This window comes from Bradyrhizobium sp. Tv2a-2, from assembly GCF_000472425.1.
GTDB lineage: Bacteria > Pseudomonadota > Alphaproteobacteria > Rhizobiales > Xanthobacteraceae > Bradyrhizobium.
The window spans coordinates 177,151-197,144 of sequence record NZ_AXAI01000004.1 but is presented as its reverse complement, the minus strand read 5'-3'; the positions used below and the strand labels follow the sequence as shown (position 1 = coordinate 197,144).

Here is a 19,994-nt window from a genome sequence, read left to right as displayed (position 1 = left end):
GTCGAACCGCCGGGATTGGGAAGAGCCGACGCGGTGTCAATGACTTGTGAACGCGCAGACGCTGGGACTTTGCGGATCCAGTTAATCGAATGTTGCATGCCAACAGCGACACGTGCTTCACAACCGCCTCGTTTTGCCGGAAAAAGGCAGACGGGTCCCGGATTGGCAGCCGGGAGCCGGAAATGCGGGAGCATCCATGTCGTCCTATTCTGAAGACCTCCATTCGGCGGCGCTGGCGTATCACCGGCTGCCGCGACCGGGAAAACTGGAAATCCAGGCCATCAAGCCGCTCGCCAACCAGCGCGACCTGGCATTGGCCTATTCGCCGGGGGTCGCTGCGGCCTGCACCGAAATCGCCAGGGATCCGGCCCAGGCCGCGAGCCTGACCACGCGGTCGAACCTCGTCGCCGTCGTCTCGAATGGCACCGCCGTGCTTGGGCTCGGCAATATCGGACCCTTGGCGTCGAAGCCGGTCATGGAGGGCAAGGCGGTCCTGTTCAAGAAATTCGCTGGCATCGACGTGTTCGACATCGAGATTGCCGCCGACACCATCGAGCGGGTGGTGGAGACGGTGGCGGCGCTGGAGCCGACTTTTGGCGGCATCAATCTCGAAGATATCAAGGGTCCGGAATGTTTCGAGATCGAGGCGCGCCTGAAGGAGCGCATGAAGATCCCGGTCTTCCATGACGACCAGCACGGGACCGCGATCATCGTGGCTGCTGCGATCACGAATGCCCTACTGCTCAACGGCAAGAAGCTGTCCGACGTCAAGATCGTGGTGTCGGGTGCGGGCGCTGCGGCGCTCGCCTGCCTCAATCTGCTGGTCTCCCTGGGCGCGCAGCGCAAGAACATCTGGGTCTGCGACATCGAGGGCCTGGTCTATGAGGGCCGGCCGGTGCTGATGGACCGCTGGAAATCGGTCTATGCGCAAGTGAGCGACAAGCGGAAGCTGGCTGACGTGATCGGCGGGGCGGATATCTTCATGGGCCTGTCGGCGCCAAATGTGCTGACCCAGGACATGGTCAAGCAGATGGCGGAACAGCCGCTGGTGCTGGCGCTTGCCAATCCGACGCCGGAGATCATGCCGGATGAGGCGCGCGCGGCGCGGCCCGACGCCATGATCTGCACCGGCCGTTCCGACTTCCCCAACCAGGTCAACAACGTCCTCTGCTTCCCCTTCATCTTCCGCGGCGCGCTCGATGTCGGCGCCACCGCCATCAACGAGGAGATGAAGCACGCGGCCGTCAACGCGATCGCACAGCTCGCGCGCGATGCGCCGTCGGACGTGGTCGCGCGCGGCTTCGACTCGACCGAAGTGCAGGGCTTCGGACCGGGCTCGCTGATTCCGAGCCCGTTCGATCCGCGGCTGATCCAGCGCATCGCGCCGGCGGTGGCGAAGGCTGCCATGGACTCGGGCGTCGCGACGCGGCCGATCAAGAATTTCGACGAGTATGCCGCTGGCCTCGAGCGCTTCTCCTTCCGCTCCGGCCTTGTCATGAAGCCGGTGTTCGCGAAGGCCAAGTCGCAGCCGGTTCGCGTCATCTATGCCGAAGGCGAGGACGAGCGGGTGCTGCGCGCCACCCAGCAGGTGCTTGAGGAGAAATTGGCAAAACCGATCCTGGTCGGACGCCCCTCGGTGGTGGAAGCCCGCATCAAGCGGTTCGGCCTGTCCATCAAGGCGGGCCGGGATTTCGACCTGGTCAATCCCGAGGACGATCCACGCTACCGCTCCTATGTGCAGTCCTATATCGATGTTGCCGGCCGCCGCGGCGTGACGCCTGACGCCGCGCGCACCGTGGTGCGTACCAACAATACCGTGATTGCTGCGCTTGCGGTGATCCGTGGCGAGGCGGATGCCATGATCTGTGGCGTCGAGGGCCGTTATATGAGCCATCTGCGCCATGTACGCGAGATCGTCGGCTGCTGCGACGGCATCAGCGAGTTCGCGGCGCTGGCGCTGCTGATCACCGCCAAGGGCGCCTATTTCATCGGGGATACCGAGGTGCGCTCCAACCCGAGCGCGGAGGAATTGGCGGAGATTGCATCACTGGCCTCCAGCCATGTGCAGCGCTTCAACCTGAAGCCGAAGATCGCATTCCTGTCGCATTCGGATTTCGGCAGCTACGACACCGATTCCTCGCGCAAGATGCGCCATGCCACCGCGCTTCTGAAGCACCATCATCCGGAGCTGGAGTCCGACGGCGAGATGCAGGGCGACACCGCGCTGTCGGAGGCGACGCGCAAGCTGGTCCTGCCGCAGAACCTGCTCGAGGGCGTCGCCAACATCCTGATCATGCCCAACCTGGACGCCGCCAACATCGCCTACCAGATGGTCAAGGTGCTCACCGATGCGGTGCCTGTCGGGCCGATCCTGATCGGACCCTCGCGTCCCGCGCATATCCTCACTCCTTCGGTGACCGCACGCGGCATTCTGAACATGACGGCGATTGCCGCGGTCGAGGCCCAGGAGTGCGCCGGACGGGCGCAGCCGACACCTGAAGAGGCGAGGGAGCGTTCCGAGGGCGTCGCAATTTGATGGTTTGAAAAGCGCAGGCGGACCCCCCATAATCCGCTTGCGCTTTCGCGATCGATCCGCCCCTGACCCGCGTCTGACGAGGCCGACCATGCCAGCTCTGATTACATTCGGGCGAGTTCTGTTCGCCGCTCTCTTCATCTATCTCGGTGCGACCAAGCTGTTTGCCATCCAGCCCACCGCGGATTTCGTCGCCTCGAAGGTGACGATCCCCTCTCAGCTGGCTCCCTATGTCACCCAGGTGGAAACTGCCACCGGAATGACCATGCAGCAGCTGCTTGCGATCGGCGCCGGCGTGTTCGAGACCCTGGCAGGGTTGATGATCGCACTCAATTTCGGGGTGCGGTTCTTTGCGATCATCCTGATCCTGTACGTTGCAGGATCGACCTTCTACTTCCAGGATTTCTGGAATCAGAGCGCGCCCGAAAACGCAAAGACCGTGGTCGATGCCTTGAAGAACCTCGCCCTCATCGGCGCGCTGTTCATCATTGCTGGCTACGGACGAGGCCCGCGAACGGCCGAGCCAGCCTACGGGGATGTATGAGGATCCGGTTCAGCTAGCTGCCCCAGGGGCACCTCTCCCCGCTGGGGAGAGGTGAACGAACTCGCGGCGCGAACCAGTTCAACCCAATCGGCAGTGCTCTCGGAAAACGCTCAGGCGTGACGCTGCCACGGGGTCACCGTGACATCATGGGCCGCATCAAGAATCCGCGCTTGGCCCGGCTTCAGCCCATGCGCGGCGAGCACCTGTTGTGGTGAGCGCCCTGGCACACCACCGAAGCAGGGCTCTCCGCCCGGCAGACGGACGTGTGGCGCCTGGGAGAGCCAGAAGGTGTCATAGCGATCCATGAAAAGGTCGAACACGGCAGGGCCGCCGATGACTGCGATCTTCCCCGAGACGACGCCGGCAAATTCGCAAGCCGCTTCAAGACGGCTGCCGGCCGGATTCCACAGAATCGCCCTGGGATTATCGGGGGCAGTGGCGAGCGAGGCCACCTTGCGAGTCAGGATGATCCGCTTTCGCTTCGGCGAGTTCGGGTGATCCTCCTGTGACAGGCGGCCGTGCAAGACCAGATCCGTTCGGTCGAGGGCCGCCGAGAAGAAGGCCTTGTCGGCATCGAATTTGAGCTCGCGCGGCATCACGTGATCGCCCTTGGCAAGCATGCCGTCGGCGGAGACGATGACGTAGGCTTCGATGCAGAAACGCGACGCCTGTGGCATCAAACTATGTCCACATCGCGCGGGTGCGATAGACCTCAACGCCCGGTTCGGACTCGTTGAAGATGTTCAGCTTGGTGATCGAGACGTGGCAGGCCTCGACACGGTCGTCGGCAAAGCATTTGTCGACGATCTCGTCGAGCAGGGTCTCCAGCAGCGGCGTGTGCGGCCGTCCCGGGAATGCCTTGAGGAAGTTGCGGATATGATCGTAATCGATATAGCCGAAGCTTGCGAGCCGGCGATGCTCGAGCCTGGCGAACAGGCTGATATCGATCGACAGCTTGTTGGGCCGCTCCGGATGCTGCTCCCACGGATGGATGCCGCAGCGTGTCTCCACGACCACGTTCTTCAGCCGTACGATCAGGTGGTCCTGGTGTGAGAAGGTCATGGGCTGGATCGTCATGAGGCCTCGGCCCATACGGACCGAGGCCTCATGGAATCGTTGTCGATCGTTATTGCGAAACCGTGGTAACGACGCTGGAGACCGGACGCTGGCTGACTGTCGGCAGCTTGACGTCCTCTTTCATCAGTTCCTGGTCATATTGGGGCAGCGACTCGACCGGCGCCTTGGCGCGCATGGCCACCACCTTGTAGCCTCCCGCCTTCAGGCGGCGCAGCATCTCCGGCAGTGCCTCGGCGGTGTGCTTGTGGAAGTCGTGCATCAGAATGATGCCCTTGCCGAGCTTGTCGAGCTTCTTGAAGGTGACGTCGATCACCTGCTGGGCATTCTTCGCCTTGAAGTCGAAGGAGTCGAGATCGCAGGAGAAGATCGCGACGTTGCGGGTGCCGAGATAGGTGACCATCTCCGGCGGATGCTGCAGCGCCGGGAAGCGGAAGAACGGCGCGGGCGAGACGCCGCCCAATGCCCATTTCACCGCGCTGATGCCCTTTTCGATCTCTTCCTTGCGTTGGTCCTCGCTGAGCTTCTTGTTGGTGAGCGTGGCGTGCGACCAGGTGTGCGTGCCGACGGTGTGGCCGGCCGCGTAAACCTGCTTGAGGATTTCCGGATAGTAGGTGGCGTGCTTGCCGATCGAGAAGAAGATACCGGTGGTGCACTGATCGGCAAGCGCCTTCAAGACCGCCGGCGTGTTCTCGACCCAGGGGCCGTCGTCGAAGGTCAGTACCACCTCATGATCGCGCAGAAAGTCGAGTTCCTTGAAATGTTCGAAGCCGAAGCCGGGACCGCCTGTGGTGTCGATTTCGACGGTGCGGGCGACGCCGAGAGCGTCCGGATTGTTGCAGGGCGCGCGTGCCGGTTGGACTTGCGTAGCAGCTGCCTGTTGCGGTGCGGCCGGAGTGGGGGCGGCCTGCGCGGGTGCGGGGGCGGTTTGTGCGGCTGCGGCCGGCTTGGGAGGTGCGCTCTGCGACCATGCGACGCCGGGAGCACACAGCGAAACCGCGAAGATCAATCCTGCCGCAACACGCATTGTCGTTTCCCTTGATTGCCGCATAGCCCACTCGGCATCGCTCGCCGTCGGCCAAGCCGTTTCACCCGAAACATCATAGTCCTGCCGGACCTCAACGCAATGATTCTAGGGCTTTGGAGCCGATTTGTCCTGTATGCCGGTTAACGGGCGAATCATCGGGTAAGTCATGGGGGAAGGCCGCTTTCAGCTGACAGCAAGCGCCCGCGCGATCGCGGTTTTGACCCTCGTGTCCGTCGGCTCGACCGCCGATGCAAAGACGTCAGCAATATAGCCGTCGCGGCCGATCAGATATTTGTGGAAGTTCCAGCGGGGAACATCCTTGGGGCGTGCCTCAGCGGCCCATTTGTAGAAAGGGTGCGCATTGGGTCCGACGACGACAGCCTTTGCCGCGATCGGGAAGGTCACGGCATATTGATGCTGGGCAGTCTCCGCAATCTCCGCCGGGCTGCCCGGCTCCTGGCTGCCGAAATCGTTGGAGGGAACGCCGATCATGCCGAGCCCGCGCTCGCCAAATTCGGTCCACAGCTGCTGCAGCCCGGCATATTGCGGGGTGTAACCGCACAGCGAGGCGGTGTTGACTACGAGCAGCGGCCGGCCGGAGTAGTCGGCGAGGCGAATCTCGCCCTGCGACAGCGCCGGAAAGGAGAACGCGTAAGCCGTAATCCGACTCGCCGCAGTCTCTGCACGCGCGCCTCGGCCAGCCAAAACGGCAAGCGCGCCGGCCATCACGCTTCTGCGGTCGATCATGGCAACCTTCCATGCGTCTTGCTGCACGGCGATCATAGCCGATCCAGTTGCTTGCTGCCGCTCAAGAGCGCGTCATCGGCGGGCACCACGGCAACGGCAATAGCGGCATATAATAGACGTTCCAGTCGCAGGCCGACTGCGGTCCGGTTCGCTTGAAGGCGTATTTGATCGGCTCGGATTGTCCGACGCCGATATGTAGTACGATCAGCACCAGCGCGATCGGGTAGGTCCATTTGTGAAAGCGCAGGTCGCGCATCCGCTCGAGCAACACCGCGCCGGCGAGGATGATCAGCGGATCGGTGAAGATGAAATATTCGGTCTTGAGCCCGCGCCGCACCCCAAGCGTATCGATCGCGATCGCCGCACACATGAGCACGAGCGCCTGCACCGCGGCGCGCCGCTCGCCGCGGTGAAAGGCGTAGACGATGCCGGGGATGACCAGCCAGGTCAGGAACACCGTCGGTCGCGCCGAGGAATGCAGCACGAAGGTGTAGCGTGCCAGTACCGATCCCAATCCCTGCAGCAACAGGACGACTGCGCCAAGTCCCGAGCCGTGGGCGGCGTCGGCCGTTGAGGGATCGGCAAAGGTCAGCATCTTCTCCAGCGGATTGAAGACGGCGATCACGTTGTTGGTGTCGTAGGCGAGGTTGAGCAGCAGCAGTGTGATGGCAGCGCCGGCTGCCACCGCACAGATCGCAGCCAGCGTCTCGGCAACGCTGATGCGCCACAGCGTGGCATAGGCGACCATCGCGACCACGATGAAACCGATCAGTGCGAGCTGATAGATCCCAAAGCGGCCAAGCAGCAGCGGATGGAAGCCGGCGGCGTCGAGCAGTTGACGGTCGAAGCCGGTTACCGCGAGCGGCCATGCCGCCCAGCCGGCTGCGCAGGCGAGAAGGCCGGCTGCGATCGCGAGAAGCCAGCTCTGCCTGCTGTTCTGCCAGAACGCGACACTTGCGCTTCGCATACTGCCGAACGGCAGGATCACAAGTGGCAATAGCGCGATCAGCAGGATGGCCTGCACCTTGTTTTCAAGGCCGAGCACGCACAGCGCCGCAGCCAGCGCCATCGCCAGCGGACGCCAGCGGCTGGCACGACGTCCCGCGGCCATCAGGATCATCAGCGCGAAGATGACGGGGCATGCAGCGACCAGCTCGCTGCGCAGGATCCGCGAATGCACGGCTATGCCGCCGGACAGCGCGAACGCCAGCACCGCCAACATGGCGACGCGCCAGTCGCGTACGATGAGGCGGATCAGGCCGGCGAAAATCACCACACAGCCCGTCGCGATCAGGAACGCCAGTACGCGGCCCGCGCGGACGGCGTGTGTCATCGCGGCATCGAAGGCGGCGGTATCGCTCGCCGGCGGGATGGCCGGCAGGGCCCACGCGTCCAGCAGTCCTAAGCCGTGCAGAAAGGCGAACCATGATTTGACGGTCAGGATGGTGAGATAGGCGGTGTGATCGAAGAAATGCTGCGGCTTGCCGTCATTCATGACGAGCGCGTTGTAGATCACCATGAAGTCCATGTCGGCGTTGCGCCAGTAGACGGTGGTATAGCCGAACAGGACGAACGACACGGCAAGGCCCGCGATGATCGCAAGCAGGCCCTTGCGCCAGGTGAGGCGTATCAGCCGATCGAAGGCGTCGTCGGTGATGGCGGGGCGCTGTGCGCGAGTTGCAGCAGGCGTAGAAAGCTGGGTCATGCGGGGCTTGTTTTAGCCGACCCGCCCCGACAAATCGACTAGCGCAGCGACACGATGAAGTCGGTGCCTTCGCCGGTTTCGCCCTGGTTGATGCCCTGGTCCGACACAATGATCGAGCCGCCGGTGGTCAGGGCATCGGTGATGCGAGCCATCACATCAGCGGGAATGGTGATGCGGTTGAGCGCCTCGGTTGGGCTGTCGATCGCAGGCGTCGCCCTGGCCGCGACGGGCTCCGGCTTTACGCCCTTGCGGCGCATGGCGCTGCGCGGCTCGTCCTCATGGACCAGACCGCGCGTCGAGACCGGCAGCGATACCACCGACCAGTGCACGACGTTGGGATCGTTCCTGTCTATCTCGGCGGTGAACACATGGGTTCCGAGCGGCCGGTCCGAGGGCGCGATGGTCACCGGTGAATCGAACAGCGGCGCAAGGTTCTGGCGCACATAAAGCTTGGAGTCCTTGCGGCTGATGAAGACCGCAATCTGGCCGGCCCGCTTGGCAGCCTCGGTCTTCGCCGCCGCGGCCTTGGCGGCATCTGGCAGGCGGGTGTCATCCTTCCTGGCATCGGGGGCGGCATCGGCCTTTGCCGCAGGCTTCTGCGCGGCCGCATCGCCAGCCTTTGCGGGTTCGGCCGGCTTGACCGCGCTCTTCGCATCGCTTGCGCGCATATCGACCTTGGGCGTGGCGGTCGCGACGTCTTCGGTCTTTGGCGTGGCGTTGTCGGCCGTAGGCTGCTTGGTGGCGGCAAGATCGACGGTGACATCACCCCTGGGCGCCGCCGACCCGGCATCGGACATGGTCGCCTGCGCCTTGCTGCTCGCATCTGCGGTGCGGGTCTTGTCGCGCGTCGCATCCGCATCGGGCGAGGGGGCCTCGTTGTGGTCGACCGCCGCCCGCAGCTCGAGCCTGGTCTCAACGACATCCGGCTTGTCTGCCGCGCCCTTGTCGGCCTTGGTGGCGAGCGGTGCATCGGTTGCGGCGTCCGCCGACACTTGCGGTTGCGGCTGCACCTTGATGCTGGGAAGCAGGGGATGCGTGAAACTCGTGGGTGAGATCTCGCCGGGCGTGACCAGCACGCGCGCACCCATCCGCGTCCAGTTCCACATCTTGATTGCAAACGCCTCGGGCATGCGGATGCAGCCGTGCGAGGCCGGATAGCCCGGCAGCACGCCGGCATGCAGGGCCACACCGGACCAGGTGATGCGCTGCATATAGGGCATCGGCGCGCCACTATAGATGTTGGAATGATGCCATTTGTGCTTCTGGATCACGCTGAACACGCCCATCGGTGTGCCGTGGCCCTTCATGCCGGTGGACACCGGCGCTTCGGCAAAGAAACCGTTGGCGTCGTAGAGCTTGACCTGCTGCTTGTTGATCGAGACGGCGATGATCAGCGCGCCCTGCGGCTTGGCGCCGGTCTCCTTCGGCGCGACGACGTTCTTCTTGACCTGACGCCGTTCGACCGGACGGCGCGGCTGCATCGCCGGCACGGGCCGGTAATAGGTCGGATCGGAATCCTGCCAGTAGTAATAGGCGGCGTCGGCGCGCGAAACGCTGCCGATCGCGCCGGCGGCGGCAACGATCGCAATTCGCCAAAACGTTTGGCCTGCAATGTTGGCCGTTACTCTTTGTTGAAAAGCCAAGTGCAGTATCCCCAAAATTCCGATCGGCGGTGCCGATTGGTTCTCGCAGACGCGAAACCCGTTCACCAGCGCGGCGGCGCGAAGCTTCGTCAGTTTCGCCCCAAGCGTAACAAAAAAGCCTCACATTCCGTTAAGCGCCGGCTGGGCCCGGCCTTCCCAGCAATGCTTCGCGCGCCTACATGGCGAAAGCGCGGCCGGTGCATGCTCTGTGACATCGGTAGCGGGAAAAATCTCGCCTTAGACATCACAGCCAATAGTGCACCCAAATCCATGATTTCAGTGCCGCTTTTCGTCTCCTTGCACGGAGGTCGAACCGGTCGCGCGCGGCGCTTTCGGAGAGTTTTATGACACGCGTTACCGCAGCCAGGCGCACCGGATTGGCAGGTCTTTTCCTGTTGCCGCTGGTCTTGCTCACATTTTCGTTTTCGCGCACTTTCGCCGCCGATGAGCCGGACCTGATCTTCCGCCGCTCTACGGTTTTCAAGCTGATGAGCCCGAATGATAAGCTCGCCACCTATGGCGTTGATGATCCGGAGGTTGATGGAGTTGCCTGTCATTTCACCGTGCCGGAAAAGGGCGGCTATGCGGGCTGGCTGGGACTTGCGGAGCAGGTCTCTGACGTGTCGCTGGCGTGCCGGCAGATCGGTCCGATCCGCTTCAAGCGCAAGCTGGAGCAGGCTGACGACATGTTCCGGCAGCGCCGCTCACTTTTCTTCAAGAGGATGCAGATCGTGCGTGGCTGCGACGCCAAGCGCAACGTGCTGGTCTACATGGTCTATTCGGACAAGCTGATCGACGGCTCGCCGAAAAACTCGACGTCGACCGTACCCATCATGCCCTGGGGTGCCGCCGACAGCGAGGTGCAGAAATGCGGCGACTTCATCCAGTGAGCGCCTGATTCCGAGCCGGCGCTGGCCGGTGGTAGCCGCCGACCAGGCGAATGAATTGTTGTGGTGTTGATTGCAAGCCAAGGCTGCAGTCCTGCTGCATCATTGCACCGCAACGGACAGGCCGGCGGTCCGCCAGCGCGCCGCCTGCCAGCGCACGGTCCTGCTGCTGCGATGTTTCGCCTGCGACGGTGTCGCCATGTTCCATGATCGGCATCCTCCCCTTGTTGCCATCTCTTTACGCAGAGATACGTAAAGAATCCGCCGCCTGGTCCTGCACGCCGCGGTTGATAAGTCCGCGGAAGGTGGCATCTCCGGCGCCGCTTCGGTCGTTCTCCTAAGTCATTGAAATGGCATTCGTTCCAGCCGCAATGTTTCGTCGGAACCGCTCCGACGAAACAATTGGCCGGTCCGACGAAACCATTTTGCCGTCTGAGTGCAGAATTGGCGAAACGAAGCATGGTTAATCAGCCGCCATTGCCAGGGGCGATCATAAGCTGCCGGTGATAACTGGAGACGCTCAGATGCGGACGCTGAAATGCCTGCTTGCGTGTGCCTTTATGCTGGCCGGTTTGTCGATGGCGGGTCCCGTGGAGGGAGGTCTGCCGGGCATCGGCACCTTCGCCTATAGCGGCCCGTCGATTGTATCGCCCGCCCTGGTGGTTGCTGCGAACGAGAAGTAGTCGTTGATCATGCTGTTCCGTATTGGTGCCGCGACGCTGGTCGCAACTTTGTCTCTCGCTGCTTCAGCCCACGCCCAGTCGCGCGCGCCGATCAGGTTGCCTGATCCGCGCGCTGACTTCGTGCGCCAATGCGCGCCGCATATGCTCGGCCGCTGGGCGCATCCGGAGGAGGTTTGCAGCTGTCTGCATGATCACGCCGTGGCCGTTGTCGAGGACAACGACCTGCGCGAGGCGCTCTTGCGCGGCATCAGCGAGACCGGCGTGCCGACCATCGAGAACGCGTGGGTGCCGGCCTCGAAGCAATGGGAGATTGGCCCGACTTTTACCATGATCGCCAAGCCTGCACTGCAGTGCATGTTCGATCCGGCGCAATAGCGGTCGGTTTTTCCTGCGTTCTATTTTCCGCTTTTGTTGGGCAGCCGTGCCACACATTTGCGCGCGGGTACCACTCCCGTCGCCGTCATCTTTGAGCCGGAGACTTCTTTCACCTGGCCGGCGGGGCAGGTTCCATCATCGACCAGAACGCGCTGACCGAGCCGCAAGTTCACAATGTTCTGCTCGCGGCCCACATATTGCGCATGCGCCGGGCAGCCGAGGGCGGAAACTGAGGCGGCAGCTACGGTGAGATGAAAAAAGCGCGTGCGTAAAGACGTTGGCATTGGTGTTCGCCGCATATCTCTTTGGGTACGTGAGTGTAAGGACGGACTTGCGATTCTGAAAGACAGCCGGGATGCTGGTTCCCTTGGCCGTCGAATGTGCTTTGATCGGACGGTAACTGGACGAAAGGTGCAGATGAACACTGATATGACCCGACGGATCGTCGATGCCGTCGACGCGGCTTTCGATGCGCAGATTGCGACGACCCGCGATTTTATCGCGATCCCCTCGACCCGTGGCGCGGAAGGCCCCTGCCAGGACATGATGGGTGACCTCCTGCGCGAGCGCGGCTATGAGGTTGACGACTGGCAGATCGACCTCGATGAGCTCGAGGAGCTGCGCGGCTTCGGGCCGGTCGAGACGGATTTCTCCCGGGCCCGTTCGGTGGTCGGCACCTACCGTCCCGCTGCCACGGCTGGAAAATCGCTCATCCTGCAGGGCCACTGCGACGTCGTGCCGACCGGGCCGCTCGACATGTGGGAAACGCCGCCATTTTCGCCTGTGATCCGCGACGGCAAGATGTATGGCCGCGGCGCTTGCGACATGAAGTCGGGCACCATCGGCGCCCTCTACGCGGTCGACGCGATCAAGGCTGCCGGCCTCAACCCCACTGCACGGATTCACTTTCAATCCGTGATCGAGGAGGAGAGCACCGGTGTCGGCGCGCTCTCCACCCTGCAGCGTGGCTACCGCGCGGATGCCTGTTTTATCCCGGAGCCGACCAACGGCAAGATGGTGCGCTCGCAGGTGGGCGTGATCTGGTTTCGCCTCAAGGTGCGTGGCCATCCCGTGCATGTGTTCGAGGCCGGCTCCGGCGCCAACGCCATCACTGCGGCCTATCACCTGATTGCCGCCTTGCAGCAGCTCGAGGCCAAATGGAACGAGCGCGCCAGGGCCGACCGCCATTTCAAGACGCTCACCAATCCCATCAACTTCAACCCCGGTATCATCAAGGGCGGCGACTGGGCGTCCAGCGTGCCGGCCTGGTGCGATGTCGATTGCCGGATCGCGATCCTGCCAGGCTGGTCGGTTGCCGAGGCGCAGGCCGAGATCCGCGCCTGTGTGGCCGCCGCTGCGCGCGACCACCGCTTCCTCTCCAACAATCCGCCTGAGCTCGAATGGTCGGGCTTTCTGTCGGAGGGGTACGAGTTGAAGGATAGTGCCGACGCCGAAGGGGCGTTCGCCAAGGCCTATGGCGCCGTCTATGGCGGCACGGTGCAGGATCTGGTCTTTACCGCGCTCACCGACACCCGCTTCTATGGATTGAACTACAACATTCCGAGCCTGTGCTTTGGCGCAAGCGGCGGGGCCATGCACGGCTTCAACGAATATGTCGAGCTCGAGTCGCTGCGCCAATTCACCAAGGCCACCGCGCTGTTCGTCGCGGAATGGTGCGGCGTAGAGAAGGCCTGACGGAGTAGGGTGGGCAAGGCGCACCTGCGCCGTGCCCACCACAATTCTGGAGGCGCGGTGGCGGTGGGCATGCTTCGCTTTGCGCACCCGACGCGGTGCCATTACCTCCGACGTCATTGCCTGACTTACCCGGCTGCTCCTATCCTTGTCGGAAGCAAGAACTGGAGGATTCATGACGCCGCTGGAGAAGATCAATTCGCTGAAAATGCCCTTTGCCGAGCTCAAGGGCGTGAGCTTCACCGAGGCGAGCCAGGACAAGGTGGTGGCGCGGATGACCGTGCGCGCGGATCTCTGCACCCTTGGTCACCTTCTTCATGGTGGCGCAGTCATGGCACTGGCCGATTCCGTCGGCGCGGCCGCGACCGTGATCAATCTGCCCGAAGATGCCAAGGGCACCACGACGCTCGAAAGCAAGACCAACTTCATCGGTCCCGCCAGGGAGGGCAGCACGGTGATCGCAACCGCGACCCCGATCCATCGCGGCCGTCGCACCCAGGTCTGGCAGACGCGGCTGGAGACGGCAGAGGGCAAGCTGGTTGCCATCGTCACTCAGACCCAGATGGTGCTGGTATGAAAGTAGCGGCCGGACCCCATTAACCGTCGTGCCTTTTGCGTGAAATTCGGGGCCAGACGCGGTCTTGAATTCTATGGTGCGATGCACAATATCCGTTGTTCTAGGGATTCGAACGCCTCCTCGAGGGCTATCCACGAGGAGTTTTGACTTGCCATACGAAGATACCTACCGCCCGCGGCCGGGCTTCGGCTATGTGCGGACTCTGAGCCGCAGGGAAGAATTGCCGCTGTTGCGCGATCACCTGCTGCGGCTCGATCCGGAGAGCCGGCACGACCGCTTCAATGGTTTTCTGGACGATAGTTTCATCGAGAGCTACGCCGAGAAATGCGCTGACGACGGCACGATCATCGTTGCCTATATGGAAAGCGGCATCGTCCGCGGCGCGGCCGAACTGCATCCTGCGGAGCAATCGGAAGATGGGCTGCCCGAGGTCGCGTTCAGTGTCGAGAAATGCGTGCGCCGGCACGGCGTGGGCAGCGTGCTGTTCAAGCGCCTGATTTCGGAAGCGCAATGGAGGGGCCATCGCCGCCTGCGCATCACCACGGGCGCGCAGAACCAGGCCATGCGCGCGCTCGCCGCGAAGTTCGGCGCGTGCCTGATCTTCCGCCGTGGCGAATCCACCGGCACGCTCGATGTCCCGCCGCAGCCGCAGGCTGAATTGGCAAAACTCGCGATCGATACACCGCTGGTCGCAGCGCGCGCGATGATGAATTTGAACCGCGCCTGCTGGAGGCTGTTTTCGAGAATGTACAGTTCGGGGCGCGCGGCCTGACCCGCACGCCCAGCGGTTTCGCCGCGCCCCAGCGCGGCAGGCCTTCAAAACGAAAGTGCCAAAACAAAAGCGCAATGGCAGCCGCCATCGCGCTTGCTTGTTCTGACGCTTGCGCCCGCGCGACCTGCGGCGGGCAGAGAGGGCTGATCAGGTCCCGGTACGCTTGGCAGCGGTTGGGATGCGCCGGACCACGCGGCGCTCGACCACGACCGAGCGCTGGGCGCCCTGTTCGCCCGCAATCACCCGCGTCACGACGCCGCCGCGCGCGGCCACACGGCTCTGCTTCTTCACCTCGGCCTGCACCGCGTCGAGCGGCATCCCCATCAGCGCTGCAGCAATCTCGGCCTGCGCGTCATGATCCTCGGTAATCCCGGCCGCAGCGAAGATCGCTTCTTCCAGGGTTGGCGGATCGCGCCTGACGCGCCGCGGTCCATACTTGGTATTCCAGTCTTCGCTCATGGAGGCCTCTCGTCTGATCCGGGATACCTAGGAGCCAGTATGTTGCATTGCAATATGAAACTGCTATGGCAATTCAGCTATGCGTTGGCGGATTTCCCCATAATTTGATTGTTGCGAATCAGGATTCTCGCCTTTGCCGAGGAGGAGAGTCATGGCACTGCCTTCGCAGTGCGGATCGGCTCCGGCACATGCTGCGGCCAGCGTTTCAGCGCCGCGCGTCCCGCATCGGTCAGGATGTAGACGCCGCGCTCAGCGCGATCGAACCAGCCATAGACATTGTTGAGCAGGATCTTCGGCGCATCCGGAATCTCCGGCTTGAGGTCGCGGACGCGGCGCGGGCCTTGCGACAGGGCGGAGGCGCAGGCCAGTGCCTGCTGCCGGTAGGCAGTCATAATGGGGGCTCGGGTCGAGCCGCCGAGCACGGGATCGCCCAGCCGGCGCTGGTGCTCGGAGATCAGCCGCGAGCGCTTCTTCGGATCGCGCCGGGGCGCCGTGGTTGGCGGCTTCACCAGCACCTCGACCTCGCCGCGGGCGGTGACGCCGAGCATGCCGAAGCCGAGCCGCCGGCAGAGGTTGCGATAGCGCGCGTCGCTTTCGCGTCCCTTGCCGCGCGCCGACATCCTCGCGGCAAGCCAGACCTCGTCGCAGGCAGAAGCGCGATCGACCGCCTGCAGCACCAGCTCCAGATTGAAGCTGAGCTTCAACTCACCGATCACGACGACAGGCGGATCCCCACCCTTGAGCGCGACGAGGTCGCAGCCGCCGATCTCGCCCTTGACCGCAAAGCCGAGCTTTTCGAGGAAGCGTTTGACAGGCAGATAAAGCGCGGTTTCCAAGCTAGCTCCGCTCGACAGCTGCGACTCAGTTTTGCGATTCTAACAGCTGAGCGCCGTGCGCGAGGGCCAGGATTCGTCTCGTCAGTGCGCCCCGTGCCTCAGACCCGGCCTGCGACCGGGATCAGGGCACCGGTCACCGCGCTTGCCGCGTCGCTTGCCAGGAACAGGATCACCTCGGCAAGCTCGAGCGGCCGCACCCACTTTGCAAAGTCCGCCCTCGGCATGCTGCCACGGTTGGCCGCGGTGTCGATGGTCGACGGCAGCACCGCATTCACCGTGACCTTGCCCTTCCACTCCGCGGCCATCGCCTCGGTGAGGCGATGCACGCCGGCCTTGGAAGCCGCGTAGGGGCCCATGCCGGCACCGGCCTGCAGCGCGCCCATGGCGCCGATATTGACGATGCGCCCATTGCCGGACTTGGCAAGGTGGGGCAACGCCGCGTGCGAGGCGTTCAGCGCCGTCATCACGTTCATCGCATGCATGCGTTGCCAGCTCTTGTCGGTGCCGTCGCCAACCGTCTCGAACACGAAGCCGCCGGCAATATTGATCAGCGCATCCAGCCTGCCGAAATGCGCCGCCGCGGCATCGATGGCCTTTTTGGCCTGGGCTGCATCGGTGAGGTCGACACTGCCGAGCTCGATTCGATCCGTCGTTGCGGCGCTTTGCGAAGGCGCGTGATCGATGCCTGCCACGCACGCGCCGCGCGCCTCGGCCGTCTCGGCGACGACCTTGCCGAGCGCGCCCAGCGCGCCGGTTATGACCAGGACCTTTCCGTTCATCTGACGTCTCCGAAGCTGCCGGGCGAAGGCGCACCCTAGCGCGATCCACGCGATGCGGCGAGCCGCCGCGAGCAGCGCGCGTGTACCATTCGGTAAAATTTTCTGGATCTTTGTAAGCGGATGGCCAGAACCCTTCGCCTATCCTGATCGCTCGTGCAATTCGGGGCTGGAGCTCATGATGCGACATTTACCTGACCATGGCCTGCCGCTAATTCAGCTCAAGGAGCAGCGGCGTGACCTTGTGGTTGCCCTGCAGAACAGGAACGGCCCGATCAGCGGCTGGGAGCTGATGCAGATCGCGGCCGTGCAGCAGGCGATCACGGCTTTCGAGGAGGTCATCGCCGATCTCGACGCGGAAGCCGAAATGGACGCCGCGGCCTAGCGCTCCAGCTGATCTTCCTGCGAGTGGTTCGGCCGGTGTTGCAGGCCTGGCGCTGCCCTAGGCCTGAAGATAGCGCGCCTTCAGCTCGGCGCGTTGACGCGCGCCGACCTTCAGCCCATCCCTGAAATAGCTTTCGAGATCACCATACTCGGCGCAGACCGCGTCGAAGCCGGCGGCCAGGAAAGACGCGTCCACCGATCCGATGGCTTGCCTCACATCGTCCGGCAGGTCGGTCGCGGCGGAGGGATCGCGCCGGTAGAAGCGGTTGGTCAACAGATAGTCGTCGGTGATCACTTCGTCGGGCACGTCGAGTGCATGCAGGATCAGCGCGGCGGCAAAGCCGGTACGGTCCTTTCCGGCGGTGCAATGGATCACCAGCGGCGCGTGATCCTCGACGAGATGTCCGAACAGGGCGCGGAAGCTGTGGGTGTTGTGACGCACATAGTTGCGATAGGACTCGCGCATGATGTCGCGCGCGACCGGCGCCGATAGCGTTCCCGCGGCGAGCTCGTTGCGCAAGGCCGTGACCACGGTCGGCTCGATCGGCAGCGAGTGCACGACGATCTCGGACAGCCCGCAGGCCGCACCCGTCCGCTCGTCGATGCCGCGAAAATCGAAGGCGTTCCTCACGCCGAGCCGGCGCACGATATCGATATCGGTAGCGGTGAGGTGGCCGAGATGATTGGAACGGAAAAGCTGCCGCCAGCGCACCACGCGGCCATCGCGCGCGGGATAGCCGCCAAGATCACGAAAATTGCTGGCACCCTGCAGGTCGAAATGGCGGTCCGGGGCTTCTCGCATCGATGTCACTTGCAGCCCCGTTTTCCGATGGCGTCACGAGCGTTCGCCCATGCTGCCGCAGGCGGCGGCTCTCGTCTATAGTGCAAGCTTCCAGGAGGAAGTATGAAGCGATCAGAGATTTCTTTGAGGGGTTTGGTATGTGTCGCGGTTCTCGGCACGGCGCCGGTCCATGCGCAGAGCTTTCAGACTTATCATTGTGCGGACGGAACGCAGTTCATTGTCGGCTTCTATCCTTATGATCCCCGTGCCTATGTGCAGATCGACGGGCGCGAGATCACCTTGCCCAAGCGGCTTGCCCTATCGGGGACCAGATATTCCGGCGGCGACGTCACCCTAAAGATGACCAAAGCCGGCGTCACCACGATCAGACATGCAAGGCGGCGCGAGGCGGCCTGCGAGCTGTTCAAATGAATAAGGCCGAAACCTCGTTGTTTCGGCCTTATTCAGTTCTCTCCATCCAGGCGCCGGCTGGCGCGGGACGTCAACGCAACGGACGGCATCAGCTTTCCCATCCGGGCTTCGATCCGGACCTGGACTCCTGGATCGCCTCTTCGTGGTACCAGCTGCCGCTGCAGATGGTTTCGCTCACGCGGGGCGTGTTCTGGTCGATGGGTGACTGGGTTTCGCCATGGGGGCGACCGAGCAGGGCCGCACGGCCCCCGATTGGGAATTGGTAGATCTTGGCGGACCCGTAACTCAGACTGCCTTTCATAAGGATTCTCCTTCAGCCAGCGCGCCACTTACCTCAATCGTGCGCCCGACTCGTTCGTGGTTGGTTACCGATTCCGATATCGACCGCCGATGTTTCAGAAGCAATCTGACTATTTCCAAATCATTCCCCGGCTAATTTATAGGCAGTTTTGCTTTTGCCTCACGAAGGGCGACGCGCATCTGGCTAACGCTTGGGCCCTTGCAAAGGTTGCTCCAAGGCTCGATTCAGCTTTTCGAATATTACCGTCACCTGCCAACGCCTTCATCCGGACGGCGAAGCGTTCTGATGGCTGCCGCGAAAACAGGCGGAAAATCAGACACTAATGCTGACGTTTCCCGGTTCCGCAAAAACATGGGCGCGCGCCTATGACGCACCCCCAATACGGAAGGCGCGGAGCTGATCGCGCTGCAGCATAGGCAGGCAGCCGCGGAGGTGAGTTCCGGTTCCAGGCCTTGTCGATTGGCACAGTAAATGCTTCAGGAACCCCGGCCGATCGTGGCCGGGTAGGCGTGGCGCGACCAATACCTTTCGGTTCCCGCGTTCGAATTATTCAACAGAGAGGCTCAATGACGAAGTACAAGCTCGAGTATATATGGCTCGACGGTTATACGCCGACACCGAATTTGCGCGGCAAAACCCAGATCAAGGAATTCGCCTCGTTCCCGACCTTGGAACAGCTCCCGCTGTGGGGCTTTGACGGCTCCTCGACCATGCAGGCCGAAGGCCACAGCTCCGATTGCGTGCTCAAGCCCGTCGCCGTTTATCCCGACGCTGCGCGTACCAACGGCGCGCTCGTGATGTGCGAAGTCATGATGCCCGACGGCAAGACGCCACACCCGTCCAACAAGCGCGCTACCATCCTCGACGATGCCGACGCCTGGTTCGGCTTCGAGCAGGAATATTTCTTCTACAAGGATGGTCGTCCGCTCGGCTTCCCGTCGGCAGGCTATCCGGCCCCGCAGGGTCCGTACTACACCGGCGTCGGCTACAAGAATGTCGGCGACGTCGCCCGCACCCTCGTCGAAGAGCATCTCGACCTCTGCCTTGCGGCCGGCATCAACCATGAAGGCATCAACGCGGAAGTCGCGAAGGGCCAGTGGGAATTCCAGATCTTCGGCAAGGGCTCCCGCACCGCGGCCGACCAGATGTGGATGGCGCGCTATTTGATGCTGCGCCTGACCGAGAAATACGGCATCGACATCGAATTCCACTGCAAGCCGCTCGGTGACACCGACTGGAACGGCTCGGGCATGCACTGCAACTTCTCGACCAAGTACATGCGCGAAGTGGGTGGCAAGGAGTATTTCGAGCAGCTGATGGACGCCTTCAAGGTGGCCCGTGCCGATCACATCGCGGTCTACGGTCCGGACAACCATATGCGCCTGACCGGCAAGCATGAGACGGCCTCTATCGACACCTTCAGCTGGGGCGTGGCCGACCGCGGCGCTTCGATCCGCGTGCCGCATTCCTTCGTCAACAACAGCTACAAGGGGTATCTGGAAGACCGCCGTCCGAATTCGCAAGGCGACCCCTACCAGATCGCTTCGCAGGTTCTGAAGACCATCTCCACCGTGCCGACCGGCGCCAAGGCCGCCGCATAAGGCACTGATCAAACAGACCGGGCTCATCATCTGGCCCGGATCGCTACAGGGCCCGTCGGCGTGCACAGCGCGCCGGCGGGCTCTGCTGTTCCAGCAGCCCTCTCATGACAAGCGCTTAAACGCATTTCCCCCGTAACCGAACCGCGCTAGATAGCGGGCGCAGAT

General features: G+C 63.1%; 24 protein-coding genes. 11 read left to right on the top strand and 13 right to left on the bottom strand.

Features of this window, described 5'->3' with window-relative positions; genetic code table 11:
- Positions 1-196 precede the first annotated feature (196 nt).
- Both A3AI_RS0109580 and A3AI_RS0109575 read left to right on the top strand, forming a co-directional pair.
- Positions 197-2,536 carry an NADP-dependent malic enzyme gene (locus tag A3AI_RS0109580; RefSeq protein WP_024515375.1) on the top strand — a complete coding sequence of 780 codons (2,340 nt, stop codon included), beginning with the start codon at positions 197-199 and terminating at the stop codon, positions 2,534-2,536.
- An 88-nt stretch (positions 2,537-2,624) separates the two neighbouring features.
- Complete coding sequence (locus A3AI_RS0109575; RefSeq protein ID WP_024515374.1) at positions 2,625-3,077, top strand: DoxX family protein; 453 nt, start codon at positions 2,625-2,627, stop codon at positions 3,075-3,077.
- 110 nt (positions 3,078-3,187) lie between these two features.
- On the opposite strand, the gene A3AI_RS0109570 is transcribed toward A3AI_RS0109575, so the two are convergent.
- From A3AI_RS0109570 to A3AI_RS0109545, 6 genes are all read right to left on the bottom strand, one after another.
- On the bottom strand, positions 3,188-3,754 hold the full coding sequence (locus A3AI_RS0109570) for a dihydrofolate reductase family protein (protein WP_024515373.1): 567 nt from the start codon (positions 3,752-3,754) through the stop codon (positions 3,188-3,190).
- A 4-nt stretch (positions 3,755-3,758) separates the two neighbouring features.
- Positions 3,759-4,154 carry a dihydroneopterin aldolase gene (locus A3AI_RS0109565; RefSeq protein WP_198030087.1) on the bottom strand — a complete coding sequence of 132 codons (396 nt, stop codon included), beginning with the start codon at positions 4,152-4,154 and terminating at the stop codon, positions 3,759-3,761.
- A 49-nt stretch (positions 4,155-4,203) separates the two neighbouring features.
- Positions 4,204-5,178, bottom strand: a complete 975-nt coding sequence (locus tag A3AI_RS0109560) for a polysaccharide deacetylase family protein (RefSeq protein ID WP_024515371.1) — start codon at positions 5,176-5,178, stop codon at positions 4,204-4,206.
- A 183-nt stretch (positions 5,179-5,361) separates the two neighbouring features.
- Complete coding sequence (locus tag A3AI_RS0109555; protein ID WP_024515370.1) at positions 5,362-5,925, bottom strand: glutathione peroxidase; 564 nt, start codon at positions 5,923-5,925, stop codon at positions 5,362-5,364.
- Between the two features lie 61 nt (positions 5,926-5,986).
- Entirely contained in the window at positions 5,987-7,630 is a 1,644-nt protein-coding gene (locus A3AI_RS0109550; RefSeq protein ID WP_024515369.1) for a hypothetical protein, read from the bottom strand.
- A gap of 38 nt (positions 7,631-7,668) precedes the next feature.
- The gene (locus A3AI_RS0109545) at positions 7,669-9,273 is read right to left on the bottom strand and encodes a L,D-transpeptidase (protein ID WP_024515368.1); all 1,605 of its coding nucleotides are present in this window, start codon (positions 9,271-9,273) and stop codon (positions 7,669-7,671) included.
- 344 nt (positions 9,274-9,617) lie between these two features.
- Here A3AI_RS0109545 and A3AI_RS0109540 point away from each other — a divergent pair, with 344 nt between their 5' ends.
- Positions 9,618-10,163, top strand: coding sequence for a CreA family protein (locus A3AI_RS0109540; protein WP_036047822.1), 546 nt, complete (start codon positions 9,618-9,620; stop codon positions 10,161-10,163).
- Here the strand turns inward: A3AI_RS0109540 and A3AI_RS0109535 are convergent.
- A complete protein-coding gene (locus A3AI_RS0109535; RefSeq protein ID WP_156927701.1) occupies positions 10,153-10,368 on the bottom strand; it encodes a hypothetical protein in 216 nt (71 codons plus the stop codon). The genes A3AI_RS0109540 and A3AI_RS0109535 overlap by 11 nt on opposite strands.
- Positions 10,369-10,684: 316 nt before the next feature.
- Here A3AI_RS0109535 and A3AI_RS48725 point away from each other — a divergent pair, with 316 nt between their 5' ends.
- Together A3AI_RS48725 and A3AI_RS0109525 are read left to right on the top strand one after the other, a co-directional pair.
- Positions 10,685-10,843 carry a hypothetical protein gene (locus A3AI_RS48725; protein WP_198030086.1) on the top strand — a complete coding sequence of 53 codons (159 nt, stop codon included), beginning with the start codon at positions 10,685-10,687 and terminating at the stop codon, positions 10,841-10,843.
- Between the two features lie 9 nt (positions 10,844-10,852).
- Positions 10,853-11,218 carry a hypothetical protein gene (locus A3AI_RS0109525; RefSeq protein WP_024515365.1) on the top strand — a complete coding sequence of 122 codons (366 nt, stop codon included), beginning with the start codon at positions 10,853-10,855 and terminating at the stop codon, positions 11,216-11,218.
- A 20-nt stretch (positions 11,219-11,238) separates the two neighbouring features.
- On the opposite strand, the gene A3AI_RS49255 is transcribed toward A3AI_RS0109525, so the two are convergent.
- Positions 11,239-11,502, bottom strand: coding sequence for a DUF6719 family protein (locus tag A3AI_RS49255; protein ID WP_036047820.1), 264 nt, complete (start codon positions 11,500-11,502; stop codon positions 11,239-11,241).
- Between the two features lie 133 nt (positions 11,503-11,635).
- Here A3AI_RS49255 and A3AI_RS0109520 point away from each other — a divergent pair, with 133 nt between their 5' ends.
- The 3 genes from A3AI_RS0109520 to A3AI_RS0109510 all read left to right on the top strand — a co-directional run bounded on the left by A3AI_RS0109520 (position 11,636) and on the right by A3AI_RS0109510 (position 14,259).
- Positions 11,636-12,913, top strand: a complete 1,278-nt coding sequence (locus tag A3AI_RS0109520; protein WP_024515364.1) for an ArgE/DapE family deacylase — start codon at positions 11,636-11,638, stop codon at positions 12,911-12,913.
- 172 nt (positions 12,914-13,085) lie between these two features.
- On the top strand, positions 13,086-13,487 hold the full coding sequence (locus A3AI_RS0109515; RefSeq protein ID WP_024515363.1) for a PaaI family thioesterase: 402 nt from the start codon (positions 13,086-13,088) through the stop codon (positions 13,485-13,487).
- A gap of 148 nt (positions 13,488-13,635) precedes the next feature.
- Positions 13,636-14,259 (top strand): GNAT family N-acetyltransferase, encoded by a 624-nt coding sequence (locus tag A3AI_RS0109510; RefSeq protein WP_024515362.1) that lies wholly within the window; start codon positions 13,636-13,638, stop codon positions 14,257-14,259.
- A 147-nt stretch (positions 14,260-14,406) separates the two neighbouring features.
- Here the strand turns inward: A3AI_RS0109510 and A3AI_RS0109505 are convergent, their stop codons facing one another.
- The 3 genes from A3AI_RS0109505 to fabG form a co-directional block, all read right to left on the bottom strand.
- Positions 14,407-14,718: a hypothetical protein gene (locus A3AI_RS0109505; RefSeq protein ID WP_024515361.1), complete on the bottom strand. Its 312-nt coding sequence runs from the start codon at positions 14,716-14,718 to the stop codon at positions 14,407-14,409.
- A 149-nt stretch (positions 14,719-14,867) separates the two neighbouring features.
- Entirely contained in the window at positions 14,868-15,554 is a 687-nt protein-coding gene (locus tag A3AI_RS0109500) for a DUF2161 domain-containing phosphodiesterase (RefSeq protein ID WP_024515360.1), read from the bottom strand.
- A 98-nt stretch (positions 15,555-15,652) separates the two neighbouring features.
- Positions 15,653-16,333 carry a 3-oxoacyl-ACP reductase FabG gene (gene fabG / locus A3AI_RS0109495; RefSeq protein ID WP_024515359.1) on the bottom strand — a complete coding sequence of 227 codons (681 nt, stop codon included), beginning with the start codon at positions 16,331-16,333 and terminating at the stop codon, positions 15,653-15,655.
- Positions 16,334-16,511: 178 nt separating this feature from the next.
- Here fabG and A3AI_RS0109490 point away from each other — a divergent pair, with 178 nt between their 5' ends.
- Positions 16,512-16,715: a hypothetical protein gene (locus tag A3AI_RS0109490; protein WP_245286862.1), complete on the top strand. Its 204-nt coding sequence runs from the start codon at positions 16,512-16,514 to the stop codon at positions 16,713-16,715.
- 57 nt (positions 16,716-16,772) lie between these two features.
- Here A3AI_RS0109490 and A3AI_RS0109485 read toward each other — a convergent pair whose 3' ends face one another.
- On the bottom strand, positions 16,773-17,516 hold the full coding sequence (locus A3AI_RS0109485; protein WP_024515357.1) for a tyrosine-protein phosphatase: 744 nt from the start codon (positions 17,514-17,516) through the stop codon (positions 16,773-16,775).
- Between the two features lie 102 nt (positions 17,517-17,618).
- Between A3AI_RS0109485 and A3AI_RS0109480 the strand changes: the two genes are divergently transcribed.
- Positions 17,619-17,927, top strand: coding sequence for an MliC family protein (locus tag A3AI_RS0109480; RefSeq protein ID WP_024515356.1), 309 nt, complete (start codon positions 17,619-17,621; stop codon positions 17,925-17,927).
- A gap of 88 nt (positions 17,928-18,015) precedes the next feature.
- Here A3AI_RS0109480 and A3AI_RS0109475 read toward each other — a convergent pair whose 3' ends face one another.
- On the bottom strand, positions 18,016-18,228 hold the full coding sequence (locus A3AI_RS0109475) for a DUF2735 domain-containing protein (protein ID WP_024515355.1): 213 nt from the start codon (positions 18,226-18,228) through the stop codon (positions 18,016-18,018).
- 566 nt (positions 18,229-18,794) lie between these two features.
- On the opposite strand from A3AI_RS0109475, the gene A3AI_RS0109470 reads away from it, so the two are divergent.
- On the top strand, positions 18,795-19,829 hold the full coding sequence (locus A3AI_RS0109470) for a glutamine synthetase beta-grasp domain-containing protein (protein ID WP_024515354.1): 1,035 nt from the start codon (positions 18,795-18,797) through the stop codon (positions 19,827-19,829).
- The last annotated feature ends 165 nt before the right edge of the window (positions 19,830-19,994 follow it).

Bases quoted from the DNA above. Each gene is read 5' to 3' on its own strand.
- A3AI_RS0109570 (WP_024515373.1), bottom strand. From the start codon at position 3,754: ATGCCACAGGCGTCGCGTTTCTGCATCGAAGCCTACGTCATCGTCTCC.
- A3AI_RS0109515 (WP_024515363.1), top strand. From the start codon at position 13,086: ATGACGCCGCTGGAGAAGATCAATTCGCTGAAAATGCCCTTTGCCGAG.
- A3AI_RS0109560 (WP_024515371.1), bottom strand. From the start codon at position 5,178: ATGCGTGTTGCGGCAGGATTGATCTTCGCGGTTTCGCTGTGTGCTCCC.
- A3AI_RS0109580 (WP_024515375.1), top strand. From the start codon at position 197: ATGTCGTCCTATTCTGAAGACCTCCATTCGGCGGCGCTGGCGTATCAC.
- A3AI_RS49255 (WP_036047820.1), bottom strand. From the start codon at position 11,502: ATGCCAACGTCTTTACGCACGCGCTTTTTTCATCTCACCGTAGCTGCC.
- A3AI_RS0109540 (WP_036047822.1), top strand. From the start codon at position 9,618: ATGACACGCGTTACCGCAGCCAGGCGCACCGGATTGGCAGGTCTTTTC.
- A3AI_RS0109525 (WP_024515365.1), top strand. From the start codon at position 10,853: ATGCTGTTCCGTATTGGTGCCGCGACGCTGGTCGCAACTTTGTCTCTC.
- A3AI_RS0109565 (WP_198030087.1), bottom strand. From the start codon at position 4,154: ATGACGATCCAGCCCATGACCTTCTCACACCAGGACCACCTGATCGTA.
- A3AI_RS0109490 (WP_245286862.1), top strand. From the start codon at position 16,512: ATGCGACATTTACCTGACCATGGCCTGCCGCTAATTCAGCTCAAGGAG.
- fabG (WP_024515359.1), bottom strand. From the start codon at position 16,333: ATGAACGGAAAGGTCCTGGTCATAACCGGCGCGCTGGGCGCGCTCGGC.
- A3AI_RS0109555 (WP_024515370.1), bottom strand. From the start codon at position 5,925: ATGATCGACCGCAGAAGCGTGATGGCCGGCGCGCTTGCCGTTTTGGCT.
- A3AI_RS0109550 (WP_024515369.1), bottom strand. From the start codon at position 7,630: ATGACCCAGCTTTCTACGCCTGCTGCAACTCGCGCACAGCGCCCCGCC.
- A3AI_RS0109535 (WP_156927701.1), bottom strand. From the start codon at position 10,368: ATGGAACATGGCGACACCGTCGCAGGCGAAACATCGCAGCAGCAGGAC.
- A3AI_RS0109575 (WP_024515374.1), top strand. From the start codon at position 2,625: ATGCCAGCTCTGATTACATTCGGGCGAGTTCTGTTCGCCGCTCTCTTC.
- A3AI_RS48725 (WP_198030086.1), top strand. From the start codon at position 10,685: ATGCGGACGCTGAAATGCCTGCTTGCGTGTGCCTTTATGCTGGCCGGT.
- A3AI_RS0109485 (WP_024515357.1), bottom strand. From the start codon at position 17,516: ATGCGAGAAGCCCCGGACCGCCATTTCGACCTGCAGGGTGCCAGCAAT.
- A3AI_RS0109475 (WP_024515355.1), bottom strand. From the start codon at position 18,228: ATGAAAGGCAGTCTGAGTTACGGGTCCGCCAAGATCTACCAATTCCCA.
- A3AI_RS0109480 (WP_024515356.1), top strand. From the start codon at position 17,619: ATGAAGCGATCAGAGATTTCTTTGAGGGGTTTGGTATGTGTCGCGGTT.
- A3AI_RS0109520 (WP_024515364.1), top strand. From the start codon at position 11,636: ATGAACACTGATATGACCCGACGGATCGTCGATGCCGTCGACGCGGCT.
- A3AI_RS0109505 (WP_024515361.1), bottom strand. From the start codon at position 14,718: ATGAGCGAAGACTGGAATACCAAGTATGGACCGCGGCGCGTCAGGCGC.
- A3AI_RS0109470 (WP_024515354.1), top strand. From the start codon at position 18,795: ATGACGAAGTACAAGCTCGAGTATATATGGCTCGACGGTTATACGCCG.